Here is a 14,292-nt window from a genome sequence, read left to right on the forward strand (position 1 = left end):
GGGATCCTTGGGTGAATGGGGTCGGGGCGATGGTGGATCGATGGATGCATCGCAGCAGACAGCCGACGACGTCGCCGAGCGGCTGTTCGACTCGATTCTCGGCACGGTCGAGGTCGTCTCGGTGTTCATCGGAGACCGGCTCGGGTGGTATCGGTCGCTGGCGGATGAGGGGCCGGCGAGTGCGGTCGAGCTTGCGACGCGTACAGGGACACACGTGCGGTACGCACGGGAGTGGCTCGAGCAGCAGGCGGTGAGCGGGCTGTTGGTGGTCGACGAGGACGGCGCCCCCGAAGAGCGACGGTTCGCCATCCCGGCCAGCACGGCGGAGGTGATGACGGACCCGACCAGCCTGGCCTATCTGGTGCCCATCGCGCGGATGTTCGGGGCGGTGGGGCCGGTGCTGCCTCAACTCATGGAGGCGTACCGGAATGGTGGTGGGGTGAGCTGGGACGACCTGGGGGATGACGCTCGGCAGTCGCAGGCGGACGCGAATCGGCCGTGGTACGAGAAGCGCCTCGGGCCGGCTCTGGCCGGTGTGCCGGCCGTCCATGACGCGCTCTCCACGGAGGGGTGTCGGATCCTCGACGTGGGTTGTGGTGGGGGCTGGTCGAGCATCGCGCTGGCTCGGGCCTACCCGACAGCCACCGTGCTCGGCATCGACATCGACCAGCCCTCGGTCGACATGGCCACCGTGAACGCCCGGGAGGCGGGGGTCGAGGATCGGGTGCGGTTCGTGTGCCAGGACGCGGCGACCATCGAGGAGGGCACGGTCGATGTCGCCTTCGCCTTCGAGTGCGTGCACGACATGCCGCGGCCGGTCGAGGTGCTCAGTGCGGTGCGGAGGACGCTCGTGCCCGGCGGATCGCTGGTGGTGATGGACGAGGCCGTGGCGGACGGCTTCGCTCCGAACGGGGATGACCTGGAGCGGATCATGTACGGGTTCAGCCTCTTCGTGTGCCTGCCCGACGGGCTCTCGTCGCCACCGAGCGTGGGGACCGGGACGGTGATGCGGCCCTCGACGCTGCAGGGGTACGGCGAGGCCGCGGGGTTCAGCTGGTTCGAGGTGCTCCCGATCGAGGACTTCGGGTTCTGGCGGTTCTACCGGTTGTTCTGATCCGGTCCGGGCGGATCGGGCTTTCGCTGCGGCGTACGGTGGATCTCCCACCCGTAGCTCGCCCGAGGCAGCGCCATGAAGATCACATCGTTCCGGGCCGTCGCCACGGTCCTCGGCGCACTCGCGCTCGGCGGGTGCGGCACAGAGACCCCATCGGTGAAGAGCACACCGGCACCGTCGTCGCCGTCCATCACGACCTCCCCGACACCGTCGCCGACCGCCACCGAGGCGGCGCCGCTGTCCTCCGACGGTCGCCCGATGCGCGGCGAGCTGTCCATCCCCGAGATCGGTGTCAGCGACCTGGAGGTCGTGCCCTATCGCGGCCGGACCGACGACGCTCCCGGGACCGAGATCCAGAACGGCGGCGTCGCGGCCAGCCCCTACGGTCCTCGCGGGGGCACCGGGCCGGGCGGGATCGGCAACTACCAGGTGACCGCCCACCGGCTCTCGTCCACGCAGGCGTTCCTCAGGCTGCCCGAGCTCGAACCGGGTGACCGGGTCCGGGTGCGCACCGAGGAGGCGACGTACGTCTATCGCATCACCGGCACCCGGGAGACGTCGTTCCGGTCGGAGGCGTCGCTGCGGGCGCAGCGCGCGCCGGTCCCCGGCAGGCCCGGCGAGGAGCCCACCCGCGCGATGATCACGCTGTCGACCTGCGCCACCCCTGAGGATCACGCGGCCGGCAACTACTGGTCCGACGAGTTCGACAACCCCGAGCACCGCATCGACAAGATCGGGGTCCTCGTCGCCGTGCGGTGACCTCAGGCGCGGTGCGGGTCCTGCCCGGCTTCCTTCACGATGCGATCGCCGACCTCGAGCTCCTTCCACAGAGCCTTGTCGACACGGACCTTCTGGGTCTCGCCGGACTCGGTCCGGATCTTCACGCGGCGGTAGAGGTTCGAGCCGTCCAGCATTGCTCGTGACTTCTTGACGACCGTTCCATCCCAAGATTCGTCTTTGCTCACGCCTGTTCTCCTCGCTGCTCATCGTCGACAGGAATTCGAGTACATCAGCCGGAGCGGACGGCGATGCGCCGCCGCGCCGCTGCCGCGGCGGGCAGCACTTTGCTGTTGTGACACCGGACACAGCCGAGAACCGTTGATCTAGAGCATTCGCTCTATTTAGATTGTCGGCATGTCCCGTCAGCGGCTGCACACGCTCGACGATCTCCTCGACGTCGCCGAGCAGATCGTGACCAGCAGCGACCCGTCAGGGCTGACGCTGCGGTCGCTGGCCGCGGCGACGGGGGCTTCGAACGGGACGATCTACCACGCGTTCGGCTCGAAGGACGTGCTGCTGGCGCGGCTGTGGCTGCGGTCCTGGTGCCGGCTGGGCGACCTGATGGCGGAGTCGATGGGGGAGGGGTCCATCGGGGTGGACGCGGTCGTTGGGGTGGCGCTGACCCCCGTGGAGTTCGTACGCCGCTTCCCGGCCAGCGCTCGGCTCTTCTTCGCCCAGCGCCGCGATCAGCTCTTCTCCGCCGACCTGCCGCCCGAGATCGAGACCGAGCTGGCCAGCGTGCAGGAGAAGTTCGTCGAGGTGCTGATCACCCTGGCGCGGGGGGTGTGGGGCCGCGGTGACCGGATCGCGGTCGAGGCGATCGCGGTCTGCGTCGTCGACCTGCCCGGCGGGATCCTGCGCCGCTGCATCCTCGAGAGCCGCGAGGCCGATGAGGCGACCGCCGCCCGGCTCGAGGCCGCCGTCCGCGCGATCCTCGCGGTCCCGCTCGGGCCGCGCCCCGCCAAGGCTTCACCGACCACAACGAGGAGCAACCCGTGACCCCAGACCAGTCGATCCTGGCGCAGCCGCTCGAGCTGCCGAACGGGTTCGTGATCCCGAACCGGCTCGCCAAGGCCGCCCTCAGCGAGGGCCTGGGGCGTCGCGACTTCACCCCGGGAAGCCGCATCAAGAACCTCTACCGGCGCTGGGCCGAGAGCGGCGTCGGGCTCTCGATCACCGGCAACGTGATGGTCGACCGGACCGCGATCGGCGAGCCGGGCAACGTCGTGGTCGAGGACGACCGTCACATCGAGGACCTGCGGGAGTGGGCGCAGATCGCCAAAGCAGGCGGCTCCAAGGTGTGGGTCCAGATCAACCACCCGGGCCGGCAGGCGCCGCGTACGCTCACCGCCCATCCGGTGGCGCCCTCGGCGGTCGCGGTGCCCGGAACCGGCGGCCTCTTCGCCGAGCCCCGCGCGCTGACCGCAGCCGAGATCGAGGACCTGATCCGCCGCTTCGCCACGACCGCGAGGGTCGTGACCGGGGCGGGCTTCGACGGCGTACAGATCCATGGGGCGCACGGCTATCTGATCAGCCAGTTCCTCTCGCCGCTCTCCAACCAGCGCACCGACGCGTGGGGCGGCACCCCGGAGAAGCGGCGCCGCTTCGTGCTCGAGGTGCTCCGCGCCATCCGCGCGGAAGTCGGACACCAGACACCGGTCGCGATCAAGCTCAACTCGGCCGACTTCCAGAAGGGCGGCTTCGGTGAGGAGGAGTCGCTCGAGGTCGTCCACGCGCTCGCCGAGGAGGGCCTGGACCTGCTGGAGATCTCCGGCGGCACCTACACCTCGGCGGCGATGCTGGGCGTGGACCCGTCGCTGAAGGCGAGCACGCGGCGGCGGGAGGCGTACTTCCTCTCCTACGCCGAACGCGTCCGCGCCGAGCTCCCGGCGCTGCCGCTGATGCTCACCGGCGGGTTCCGGACGGCCGGCGGGATGGTCGATGCCGTCGAGTCCGGCGCCGTCGACCTCGTCGGTCTGGGAAGGCCGCTCACCGTGCAGCCCGACTTCCCGGTGCAGCTGCTGGCCGGCCGCGCCGACGAGAGCGTCGTCAACCCGCGCCGCAGCGGGATCCGGCTGCTCGACAGCCTCACCGAGCTGACCTACTACAGCGTCCAGATGTGGCGGATGGCCAAGGGCAAGGAGCCGGCCCCCGACCGGCACGCCGCCCTCAACGTCACCCAGTACCTCCTCAACAACGGCCTCGAGAGCCTGCGCTCCCCGCGCGGCTGACCCCGGAAGGAACGACCATGACGACGACCCTGATCCAGACGGACGGCGTGTACGTGCTCGACATCGGCGACACCGAGAACCGGTTCAGCCCCGAGTGGATGAGGTCGGTGAACGAGGCCCTCGACCAGGTCGTGGCCACGCCCGCGCCGCTGGTCCTGACCGCGACCGGCAAGTTCTACTCCAACGGCCTCGACCTCGACTGGCTCGGGCAGAACGCCGACCAGTTCGAGCCGTACGTCGCCCAGGTGCAGGCGCTGCTCGCCCGCCTCCTGGTCCTCCCGGTGCCCACGGCGACCGCGATCAACGGGCACGCCTTCGGCGCCGGCGCGATGCTGGCGATGACCCTCGACTGGCGGGTCATGCGCGAGGACCGCGGCTTCTTCTGCTTCCCCGAGGTCGACATCCAGATCCCGTTCACCCCCGGCATGGCCGCCCTGATCCAGGCCAAGCTCACCCCGCGGGCGGCGACCGACTCGATGACCACCGGCCGCCGGTTCCCCGGCCCCGACGCGCTCGCCGCCGGCATCGTCGACGGCATCGCGCCCGAGGCCGAGCTCCTCGAGCAGGCGATCGCGCGCGTCGCCCCGCTCGCGGGCAAGCCGGCCGAGACGCTCGGCACGATCAAGTCCACGATGTACGCCACCGCGGTCGCCGCCCTCGGCTCCTAGACAGGTTCAGCCGGCCACCGCCGGTGCGAGCGGCGGGCCCGGAAGGACGCTGGACGCGCCGCGCCGGCGGAGGAAGAGCTTGATGACCTCCTCGACGACGAGCAGGGAGGCGGCCAGGGCGATACAGATGCCCCACTGCCGTCCGTCCAGCTCGGTCGTGCCGAAGATCCGCTCGAGCAGATCGATCGTGGTGACCGCGACGATGGCGAGCACCGCGATGCCGTAGCGGCGCAGCTGGGCGAGCCCCGGCATCGCGTCGCGGTCGAAGAGGGTGCCGACCTGGTCGCGGGACATGAGGCCGGCGACCACGTGGAAGATCGACAGCGTGGTGAGCAGCATGGTCGCCGCGACCACGGCACCGTCCAGGTCGTCGCCGATCTGGTAGGCGACCAGCGACCCGATCGTCATGATCGCGCCCTGGACGCACAGCCGGACCCAGTTGGACCGGGAGAGCACCGGGGCGGCCACGGGTCGTGGCGGGCGGTCCATCAGACCCTTGGTGGCCTGGTCGAACCCGAGCGCGATCGCGATCGGGATGTCGATGACCATGTTCAGCCACAGGATCTGCAGCGGGTTCAGGGGGACGCCGCCGGCGACGTCCAGGACGCCCGCGGCCAGGAAGATCGCGATGTAGGCGACCAGCGTGGACATCTGGAACCGGAGGTACTTGACCAGGTTGTCGTAGAGCGTACGGCCGTAGGAGACGGCGTTGACGATGGTGGCGAAGTTGTCGTCGGTGAGGATCATGACCGCGGCCTCCTTGGAGACCTCGGTGCCGGTGATCCCCATGGCGACGCCGATGTCGGCGGCCTTGAGCGCCGGGGCGTCGTTGACGCCGTCGCCCGTCATCGCGACCACGTTGTCGGAGCGCTTGAGCAGCTTCACCAGCCGGATCTTGTCCTCGGGCGCCACCCGGGCGATGACCCCGATCCGGTCGAGCTGGGCCAGCAGGTCCTCATCGCTCATCGCCGCGAACTCGGTGCCGGTCATGGCCGTGCCCTCGATGCCGAGCTCCCTCGCGATCGCGGCGGCCGTGGTGGCGTGGTCGCCGGTGATCATCCGTACCCGGATCCCGGCCGAGTGGCACTCGGCGATCGCGGCCTTCGCCTCCGGCCGCGGCGGGTCGACGATGCCGACCATCGCGAGCAGGGTGAGGTCGCTGACCAGGCCGATCAGGTCGCCGGTGGGATCGAACCCGGAGGGTTCGAAGTCCCGCTGCGCCACGACCATCACCCGCTGGCCGGAGTCGGCCATCCGGTCGTTGGCCTCCAAGGCGAGGTGCCGGTTCTCGTCGGTCACCGGTACGACGCCACCGTCGGCGGAGCGGTAGAACCCGCCGCGGGCGATCAGCACGTCCGGCGCGCCCTTGACGTAGCAGCGCACCACCGGGCGTCCGCCGACGCCGGTCATCTCGTGGAAGGTGGCCATGAACTTGTACTCGGAGTCGAACGGCACCTCCGCGATCCGCGGGAAGTCTCGTCGGGTGGCGTCGATGTCGAGCCCGCCCTTGGCGCCGAGCACGATCAGCGCCCCCTCGGTCGGGTCGCCGATCAGGCTCTCGCCGTCGAGCACCGCATCCGCGCACAGCACCATCGGCAGCAGGTAGGGATCCAGGTCGATCCGGGACCCACCGACGTGGCTGATGTCCCCGGCCGTGCCGTAGCCCTCGCCGGAGACCGTGAACACGTTGTGGCCCGGGATCACCAGCTCCCGGGCGGTCATCTTGTTGAGGGTCAGCGTGCCGGTCTTGTCCGAGCAGATCGCGGAGGTCGAGCCCAGCGTCTCCACCGCCGGCAGCCGCTTGACGATCGCGTTCCGCCGGGCGATCTCGCGGGTGCCCATCGAGAGCAGAGCGGTCACCACCGCCGGCAGGCCCGTCGGGATCGCGGCCACGGCCAGCGCGACGCCGGTGATGAACAGGGTGTCGAAGGACTCACCCCGCACCAGGCCGAGCACCACGACGAAGACCAGCGCGACCGCCGCGATGAAGGCGATGATCTTCGAGAGCCCGTCGAGCTGCTTCTGCAGCGGTGTCTTGTCGGCCTCGGTGCTGGCCAGCAGGTCGGCGATGTGCCCGATCTCGGTGTCCATCCCGGTCGCGGTGATCACGATCTCGCCGCGTCCCCGGGTCACCGAGGTGTTCATGTACGCCATGCAGGTCCGGTCCCCGAGCGGTACGTCCTCCCCGAGCACCGGGTCGGTCGACTTGCCCACCGGCAGGCTCTCGCCGGTGAGAGCCGCCTCCTCGATCTCGAGCGTGGCCGCGAGGGTGATCCGGCCATCGGCCGGCACCCGGTTGCCGGCCTCGACCAGCACCACGTCGCCGGGGACGAGCTCGGAGGCGTCGATCTCCACGGCCTGACCGTCGCGCCGCACCCGCGCGACCGTCTTCATCAGCTGCGCCAGCGCCGCGACGCTCTCCTCGGCCTTGGCCTCCTGCCGCAGCCCGATCACGGCGTTGAAGAGGGTCAGCCCGGCCAGCACCAGCGAGGTTCCGACGTCGCCGGTCACCACCAGGTTCACCGCGGCGGCGACCAGCAGCACGATCTGCATGAAGTCCTGGTACTGCCGCAGGAACGCCTGCAGCCCGGATTCCTTCTTCCCCTCGGCCAGCTGGTTCGGGCCGAGCTCGGCCAGCCGGTGGGCGGCCTCCTCCGTGCTCAGCCCCCGAGCCGGATCGACTCCGAGCCCCTCGGCGACCTCGAGCGGCGTCCTCCCCGCCGGGTCCACCGCCAGCTGCTCCGCCGTCCGCGCCATCGACGTCCTCCTCCGAGGGACGGTACGTCGACCTCGGCCGCAGGTCCTCGCCAGAAAGGGGTAAAGGAGCCGAGGCGGGCCCGCCGTAGCGTCGGAGCGAGCACAATCACCCGGGGGAGAGGAGCTCGGATGACCGACGTCGCCCAACACACCGGCAGTACGCGGGGCGTACTCGCCGCCACCTGCATCTCCACGCTGGTCGTCAACGCGAACACCTCGGCGGTGAGCATCCTGCTCCCCGCCATCAGCGAGGACACCGGCATGTCGACCAGCACCCTGCAGTGGGCGGTGACGGGCTACTCGCTGATGGGCGCGGCCGTGATCATCACCGCCGGGTCGCTGGGCGACGTCTTCGGACGCAAGCGGGTCTTCCAGGCCGGGCTGCTCCTGTTCGTGGCCTCGTGCGTCCTGATCGCACTGGCCGGGTCCGGCGCCATGGTGATCGCCGGACGGGTCATCCAGGGAGCCTCCGGAGCAACGATCCTGGCCTGCGGTCTCAGCCTGCTCTCGGTCGCCAACAGCGGTGACGCACGGCTGCGCGCGGTGTCCCTGTGGGGAGCCGCCGCGGCCGTCGGTGCGGCCGCGGGACCGCTCGCGGGTGGCGTACTGGTCGACACCTCGGGCTGGCAGGGCCTGTTCTGGATCGACGCCGGGATCGCCGTCCTCTGCATGCTCCTGACCGCCGCGACGGTGAGCGAGTCACGGGACCCGAACCGACCTCGCGACATCGACTTCGCCGGTACGGTGCTGGTCGCGCTGACCTTGATGCCGCTGATCCTGGGCGTGAGCAAGAGCGGCGACTGGGGCTGGATCTCGGCGCCCACGCTGCTGTGCTTCGCCATCTGCGTCGTGGCCGGAGTGGCCTTCGTGGCGGTCGAGCGACGCGTGAGCGTCCCGCTGCTCGACCTCGCCCTCCTGCGCAACCGGGTGCTCGTGGGCTCCACCATCGCCATCCTGATCGGCGCCGGCACGATCAACGCGTTGATGTACCTGCTCAGCCTCTACTTCCAGGATCCGGCGGCTCTCGACTTCACCCCGCTCGAGGCGGGCCTGGCCACGCTCCCCAGCACGGTCGGCCTCGTCCTGGTCGCACCGCTGGTTCCTCGGCTCGCGGCACGGTTCGGCGGACGGCAGACCATCGGCGCGGGGTTCGCGCTCTGCACCGCAGGGTTCGTGGTCATCGGCCTCGTCGACGCCTCGTGGCAGTACGTCGGCTTCCTGCTCCCGCTGGTCGCCATCGCGGTCGGCATGGGCCTGTCCAACGGACCCTCCTCCTCGGCCGCCACCGCATCCGTCGCCGCCAACCAGGTCGGGGAGGCCTCCGGGGTCTCCAACATGGCCAGGTACGTCGGCGCTGCCGTCGCCACCGCGCTGGCAGCGACCATCTACGCGACCGTGATCGCCAACCACAAGGGCGACGGCGAGCCCGCCGCCGACGCCCTTGCCGATGGTCTGGCCGCGGCGTCCTGGGCGATGGCCGTGTTCAGCCTCCTGGGCCTCCTGCTCGCCGTCGTGGTGATCGTCCGCCACCGCACCGGCCGGGGCACTCTCAACGACTCGGCCGCGGCTGCGGCAGCCCATCTGCACACCCTGCCGACCACCGCGTCCGAACCGCCCTCGGCCGAGGCACGAGAGCGTTCGGTCGAGAGCCCGGGCTGACCCGCCGGCGACCAGGGCCTAGAGCGGAACGGCCGGTCCGTCCAGGTCGCGACGCCGGTGCATCCGTCCGGCGCCGTCGAGCTCGAGGACGGTGTCGATGCCGATCCGCGCCAGGAACCCGAAGTCGTGACTGACCACGAGCAGCGCGCCGCGATAGGCGTCGAGGGCCTCGGCGAGCTGCTCGACGCTGGTGATGTCGAGGTTGTTGGTCGGCTCGTCGAGGATCAGCAGCTGGGCGGGCGGGTCGGCCAGCAGCAGGCGGGCGAGGGAGACGCGGAAGCGCTCGCCGCCGGAGAGCGTACGCACCGGGCGGTCCACGCCGTCGCCCCGGAGGAGGAGCCTGGCCAGCTGGTTGCGGATGGTTCCGGGCGGCAGGTCCGGTGCCACGCTGCGTACGTTCTCCAGCGCGCTGGCCTCCTCGTCGAGCCCGTCCAGGCGCTGGGGGAGGAGGCCGACCCGGTCGGTGAGAAGCCGGCCGCGGGGCCGGTCCGGCACCGGCTCGCCGCCCCGGACCAGCTGGTCGAGGAGGGTCGACTTCCCCGAGCCGTTCGCGCCGATCAGCGCCACCCGCTCCGGCCCCTGGACCACGACGGTCCGGCCCCCGTCCTCCAGCTCCGCGATCCGCCGCCCGCGCGGCACCCCGGGGTCGGGCAGGGTGAGGTGGATGTGCTCCTCGTTGCGTACGCGGGCACCGGCGGCATCGACGGCGGCCTGGGCGGCCCTCACCTTGTCGTCGAGCGTGGAGCGCAGGGAGCCGGCGGACGCCTGGGCCTTGCTGGCCCGGTTGCCGGCCAGGATCTTCGGGATCCCACCGTCCTTCTGTGTCTTCTTCGCGGTCCGCTCGCGACGGGCGAGCTTCGTCTCCGCCTCGACGCGCTGCCGCTTCTCGACCTTGAGCGCCTGCTGAGCCGAGCGGGCGGCCTGCGCGGCGGCCGCCTGCTCCTGCTCCTGGTGCTCCTTCCAGGCGCTGTACGGCCCGCCGAACGTGCTCAGCGTCCCGCCGTAGAGCTCGGTGGTGCTGTCCATGTGCTCGAGCAGCTCGAGGTCGTGGCTGACGACCACCAGCGTTCCCGGCCACTGGTCGACGAGCTCGGCGAGCCTGGCGCGGGTGGCACGGTCGAGGTTGTTGGTGGGCTCGTCGAGCAGCGTGATCGGGGTGCGGCGGATGCGCAGGCCGGTGATCGCGATCAGCATGCCCTCCCCGCCGGAGATCTCGGCGACGCGACGGTCGAGGTCGGCGGCGGAGAAGCCGATCTGGTCCAGGGCCTCCTCGGCGCGGGACTCGATGTCCCAGTCGTCGCCGATCGTGTCGAAGTGGCGCTGGTCGACCTCGCCGGACTCGATCGCCCGGATCGCGGCGAGGATGCCGTCGATGCCGAGCAGGTCGGCGATCGTCGTCTCCTGCCGCAGCGTGAGCGTCTGCGGCAGGTAGCCGACCTCGCCGGTGACGTCGATGTGGCCGGAGGTCGGGGACAGCTCGCCGGCGATCAGGCGGAGCAGGGTGGACTTGCCGGCGCCGTTGCGACCGACCAGGCCGGTCCGGTCGGTGCCGAAGGTGCCGGTGACCCGTTCGAGCGCGACGGTGCCGTCGGGCCACTCGAAGGTCAGGTCGCGCAGGGTGATGGCGGAGGGGGTGGACATGGCTGTGCTCTCTCGTCTCGTCCGTCGAACGCCCACAGGGCGCGACGGGAATCAGGTACGTGTCGACCAGGACGCGAACGTGCCGGAGAGCTCTACGCGTCGGCGTCGACGCCCGGGAGGGCGGACGCGCGTGCGTCGAGAAGTGTTCGTCACCGAGGGCGGGATGCCCGGTCAGGCGACAGCCACCGGCAGTCCGGTGGCTAGATCTTGTCCACCTCGATCAGTCCCACCCCTTCACTTTACCAGCCGCGACCTCCCGTTCATCCGAGGAATCCGTCCCGCTCCGTCTCCGCGAACCACGGCGCTCGACGCAGGGTCGCCAGCACGTCGTCGGGCACGTCGAGGAGCACCAGCTCGGTCCCGTCGGCGGCGAGGTCCTCGCGCAGCGAGCGGAGGGTGTCAAGCAGCGGGACGGTGACCTGGGTCAGCGCCGAGACGTCGAGGGTGACCGTCCGGGCAGGGGAGGCCCGCACCAGGCCGAGCGCCGCCTCGCAGGTGGCCCGGGCGTTGCCGGTGTAGAGGTCGCCGGTGAGCACGAGCGGAAGCACCTCGCCGGTCACCGACGGACCCTCGAGCCGGCGCACCCTCGGCTGGTTCACCGCGCGGATGACCAGCATCAGGGTGAGGCCGACTCCGACCGCGACACCGAGGAGCATGCCGCCGGTCAGACCCACGGCGGCCACGGCCAGGGCGACCCAGAGCTCGGCCCGGTCGACGGCGGCGTACGTCGCCAGCTCGCGCGGATCGAGCAGACCGGCCACGGCGACCAGCACCATGGCGGCGAGGACGGTCTGGGGCAGGTCGGCCAGCAGGGGCGCCAGCGCGAGAGCCACGAGCAGGGCCAGGGCGACCGTGACCAGCCCGGAGAGCTGGGTGCGGGCGCCTGATCGCAGGTTCACGGCCGACTGCGAGAGGCCGCCGGCCGGGGGCAGCGACTGGGTGAGCCCACCGGCCAGGGCGCCGATGCCGGTGGCGACCAGCTCGCGGTCCACGTCGATGGGTGGCTCGCGGCGACGCCGGTTGGTCCGCGCCACCACCACCGTCTCCAGGAACGACATCAGCGCGATGGCGATGGCGCCGGGGAGAAGCCCGGTCACGTCGCCGGCGACCGGGAGGCTCAGGGACGGCAGCCCGGTCGGCACCGGGTCGATGAGGGTGAGGCCGCGGCCCTCCACGTCGCTGGTGGCCACCAGCAGGATGCCCGCCGCGACGACCACGAGCGGCCCCGGGACCCCCGGTGCCAGTCGCCGGAGCGCCAGGAGGATCACGATCGCGGTGATCCCGACCGTCGCGGTCACCATCGAGAGCTCGGGGAGCTCGCGGGCGACCGCGACCAGCTCCTCGAAGAACCCCTCCGCCCCCGGTTCGACCCGCAGACCGAGCAGGGCCGGCAGCTGACTGGCGATGACGGTGAGCCCGACGCCGAGCCGGATGCCGGTCATCGTGGCCGGCGAGATGGTCTCGACCAGCGCGCCCAGCCTGGCCAGTCGCATCACCAGCAGGCAGAGGCCCACCAGGAAGGTCAGCGTGAACGCAGCCCGGATGAGCTCCTCGGGATCGCGCTCGGGCAGCCCGGCCAGCGAGCTGGCCACCAGCACGGAGATCGTCGACGTCGTCGAGACGCTCAGCGCATGCGCGCCACCGAGCAGGGCGTACGCCGCCATCGGCAGCAGGCAGGTGTAGAGACCGACGGCGGCCGGCATCCCCGCGATCGTGGCGTACGCCATGGCCTGGGGGATCACGACCGTCCCCGTCGCGAGGCCCGCGAGCACATCACCGCGCAGCCACGCACGGCGGTAGCCGCGCATCGTCGGGGCCAGCCACGTCTTCACGGGTCCACCCCATCGTCTCCGCGCGGCGGAGAGGTCACCCGAGTCGGGGGAGGTCGCCCGCGCCCGTGCCTGCCTAGCCTCCCGGGGACACCCACGAGGAGGATCTTCATGTCCGACAAGCCCAACATCCTGATCATCTGGGGCGACGACATCGGCATCAGCAACCTGAGCTGCTACAGCGACGGACTGATGGGCTACCGCACACCGAACATCGACCGGATCGCCGCCGAGGGCATCAGGTTCACCGACTCCTACGGTGAGCAGAGCTGCACGGCGGGGCGCGCCGCGTTCATCACCGGGCAGAACCCCTACCGCACGGGCCTGACCAAGGTCGGCATGCCCGGCGCGGACATCGGTCTGCGCGCGGAGGACCCGACCATCGCGACGGCGCTGAAGTCCTTGGGCTACGCGACGGGGCAGTTCGGCAAGAACCACTTCGGCGACCGCGACGAGTTCCTGCCGACCATGCACGGCTTCGACGAGTTCTTCGGCAACCTCTACCACCTCAACGCCGAGGAGGAGCCGGAGCTGGACGACTACCCGAACGAGGAGGAGTTCCCGAACTTCCGCAAGAGGTTCGGGCCGCGCGGGGTCATCCACTCCTGGGCCAACGACGACGGCACCCAGCGCATCGAGGACACCGGCCCGCTCACCAAGGAGCGGATGAAGACGATCGACGACGAGGTCGTCCCCGAGGCGCTGCGGTTCATGAGCGACGCCAGCTCGAGCGACACCCCGTTCTTCGTGTGGCTCAACACCACCCACATGCACTTCCGCACCCACATCAAGGACGGCAGCCGCGGCAAGGCCGGACGGTGGCAGTCGGAGTACCACGACACGATGGTCGACCACGACGAGCTGGTCGGGTCGGTCCTGGACTTCCTCGACGAGAACGGGCTGGCCGAGAACACCATCGTCATGTACTCCACCGACAACGGCCCGCACATGAACAGCTGGCCCGACGCCGGCATGACCCCGTTCCGCAACGAGAAGAACTCCAACTGGGAGGGCGCCTACCGGGTGCCGGCCATGGTCCGCTGGCCCGGTCGCATCCCCGCAGGAGAGGTACGTAACGGGATCGTCAGCCACAACGACTGGTTCGTGACCCTGCTCGCCGCCGCCGGTGACACCGACGTCGCCGACCGGCTCAAGAAGGGCACCGAGCTCGCGGGGACCACCTACAAGGTGCACCTGGACGGCCACAACCAGCTCGACTACTTCACCGGAGAGGCCGAGGAGAGCCCGCGCAAGCACTTCTTCTACGTCTCCGACGACGGCGACCTCACCGCCCTGCGGTTCGACAACTGGAAGCTGGTCTTCCTCGAGCAGCGCGCCACCGGCACGCTGCGGGTGTGGGCCGAGCCGTACACGCAGCTCAGGGTCCCGAAGATGTTCAACCTGCGCACGGACCCGTACGAACGGGCCGATATCACCTCGAACACCTACTACGACTGGTGCCTGGACCACGCCTGGCTCCCGATCCCGGCTCAGGCCTACGTCGCCCAGATGATCGCGTCGCTCGCCGAGTTCCCCGCGCGCCAGGAACCCGCGAGCTTCAGCGTCGACAAGGTGCTCGAGAAGCTCAAGTCCGGCGTCCCGAGCAGTTGATG

At 70.7% G+C, this 14,292-nt stretch carries 11 protein-coding genes; 7 read left to right on the forward strand and 4 right to left on the reverse strand.

Annotated features, from left to right (window positions below; all coding sequences use genetic code 11):
* Window positions 1-40: 40 nt before the first annotated feature.
* Together ACZ6WN_RS18040 and ACZ6WN_RS18045 are read left to right on the forward strand one after the other, a co-directional pair.
* Window positions 41-1,114 carry a class I SAM-dependent methyltransferase gene (locus ACZ6WN_RS18040; protein ID WP_465866456.1) on the forward strand — a complete coding sequence of 358 codons (1,074 nt, stop codon included), beginning with the start codon at window positions 41-43 and terminating at the stop codon, window positions 1,112-1,114.
* Window positions 1,115-1,189: 75 nt separating this feature from the next.
* Window positions 1,190-1,873 (forward strand): class E sortase, encoded by a 684-nt coding sequence (locus tag ACZ6WN_RS18045; protein ID WP_465866457.1) that lies wholly within the window; start codon window positions 1,190-1,192, stop codon window positions 1,871-1,873.
* Window positions 1,874-1,875: 2 nt separating this feature from the next.
* Here ACZ6WN_RS18045 and ACZ6WN_RS18050 read toward each other — a convergent pair whose 3' ends face one another.
* Window positions 1,876-2,079 carry a DUF7489 domain-containing protein gene (locus ACZ6WN_RS18050; protein ID WP_465866458.1) on the reverse strand — a complete coding sequence of 68 codons (204 nt, stop codon included), beginning with the start codon at window positions 2,077-2,079 and terminating at the stop codon, window positions 1,876-1,878.
* A gap of 169 nt (window positions 2,080-2,248) precedes the next feature.
* Between ACZ6WN_RS18050 and ACZ6WN_RS18055 the strand changes: the two genes are divergently transcribed.
* The 3 genes from ACZ6WN_RS18055 to ACZ6WN_RS18065 are packed head-to-tail and all read left to right on the forward strand — an operon-like array spanning window position 2,249 to window position 4,793.
* Window positions 2,249-2,893, forward strand: a complete 645-nt coding sequence (locus tag ACZ6WN_RS18055) for a TetR/AcrR family transcriptional regulator (RefSeq protein WP_465866459.1) — start codon at window positions 2,249-2,251, stop codon at window positions 2,891-2,893.
* Window positions 2,890-4,125 (forward strand): NADH:flavin oxidoreductase/NADH oxidase family protein, encoded by a 1,236-nt coding sequence (locus tag ACZ6WN_RS18060; RefSeq protein WP_465866460.1) that lies wholly within the window; start codon window positions 2,890-2,892, stop codon window positions 4,123-4,125. Before ACZ6WN_RS18055 ends, ACZ6WN_RS18060 begins: the two co-directional genes overlap by 4 nt.
* A 17-nt stretch (window positions 4,126-4,142) precedes the next feature.
* Entirely contained in the window at window positions 4,143-4,793 is a 651-nt protein-coding gene (locus ACZ6WN_RS18065; protein WP_465866461.1) for an enoyl-CoA hydratase-related protein, read from the forward strand.
* A 6-nt stretch (window positions 4,794-4,799) separates the two neighbouring features.
* On the opposite strand, the gene ACZ6WN_RS18070 is transcribed toward ACZ6WN_RS18065, so the two are convergent.
* Complete coding sequence (locus tag ACZ6WN_RS18070) at window positions 4,800-7,550, reverse strand: cation-translocating P-type ATPase (protein WP_465866462.1); 2,751 nt, start codon at window positions 7,548-7,550, stop codon at window positions 4,800-4,802.
* A gap of 129 nt (window positions 7,551-7,679) precedes the next feature.
* Between ACZ6WN_RS18070 and ACZ6WN_RS18075 the strand changes: the two genes are divergently transcribed.
* Window positions 7,680-9,209, forward strand: coding sequence for an MFS transporter (locus ACZ6WN_RS18075; RefSeq protein ID WP_465866463.1), 1,530 nt, complete (start codon window positions 7,680-7,682; stop codon window positions 9,207-9,209).
* Between the two features lie 18 nt (window positions 9,210-9,227).
* Here ACZ6WN_RS18075 and ACZ6WN_RS18080 read toward each other — a convergent pair whose 3' ends face one another.
* On the reverse strand, window positions 9,228-10,850 hold the full coding sequence (locus ACZ6WN_RS18080; protein ID WP_465866464.1) for an ABC-F family ATP-binding cassette domain-containing protein: 1,623 nt from the start codon (window positions 10,848-10,850) through the stop codon (window positions 9,228-9,230).
* A 260-nt stretch (window positions 10,851-11,110) separates the two neighbouring features.
* Window positions 11,111-12,682 (reverse strand): SulP family inorganic anion transporter, encoded by a 1,572-nt coding sequence (locus ACZ6WN_RS18085; RefSeq protein ID WP_465866465.1) that lies wholly within the window; start codon window positions 12,680-12,682, stop codon window positions 11,111-11,113.
* Between the two features lie 108 nt (window positions 12,683-12,790).
* Between ACZ6WN_RS18085 and ACZ6WN_RS18090 the strand changes: the two genes are divergently transcribed.
* Window positions 12,791-14,290, forward strand: coding sequence for an arylsulfatase (locus ACZ6WN_RS18090; protein WP_465866466.1), 1,500 nt, complete (start codon window positions 12,791-12,793; stop codon window positions 14,288-14,290).
* Window positions 14,291-14,292 lie beyond the last annotated feature (2 nt).

The sequence above is a fragment of the Nocardioides sp. NPDC054178 genome, from assembly GCF_055585005.1.

Bases quoted from the DNA above. Each gene is read 5' to 3' on its own strand.
- ACZ6WN_RS18040 (WP_465866456.1), top strand. From the start codon at position 41: ATGGATGCATCGCAGCAGACAGCCGACGACGTCGCCGAGCGGCTGTTC.
- ACZ6WN_RS18045 (WP_465866457.1), top strand. From the start codon at position 1,190: ATGAAGATCACATCGTTCCGGGCCGTCGCCACGGTCCTCGGCGCACTC.
- ACZ6WN_RS18055 (WP_465866459.1), top strand. From the start codon at position 2,249: ATGTCCCGTCAGCGGCTGCACACGCTCGACGATCTCCTCGACGTCGCC.
- ACZ6WN_RS18065 (WP_465866461.1), top strand. From the start codon at position 4,143: ATGACGACGACCCTGATCCAGACGGACGGCGTGTACGTGCTCGACATC.
- ACZ6WN_RS18070 (WP_465866462.1), bottom strand. From the start codon at position 7,550: ATGGCGCGGACGGCGGAGCAGCTGGCGGTGGACCCGGCGGGGAGGACG.
- ACZ6WN_RS18075 (WP_465866463.1), top strand. From the start codon at position 7,680: ATGACCGACGTCGCCCAACACACCGGCAGTACGCGGGGCGTACTCGCC.
- ACZ6WN_RS18080 (WP_465866464.1), bottom strand. From the start codon at position 10,850: ATGTCCACCCCCTCCGCCATCACCCTGCGCGACCTGACCTTCGAGTGG.
- ACZ6WN_RS18090 (WP_465866466.1), top strand. From the start codon at position 12,791: ATGTCCGACAAGCCCAACATCCTGATCATCTGGGGCGACGACATCGGC.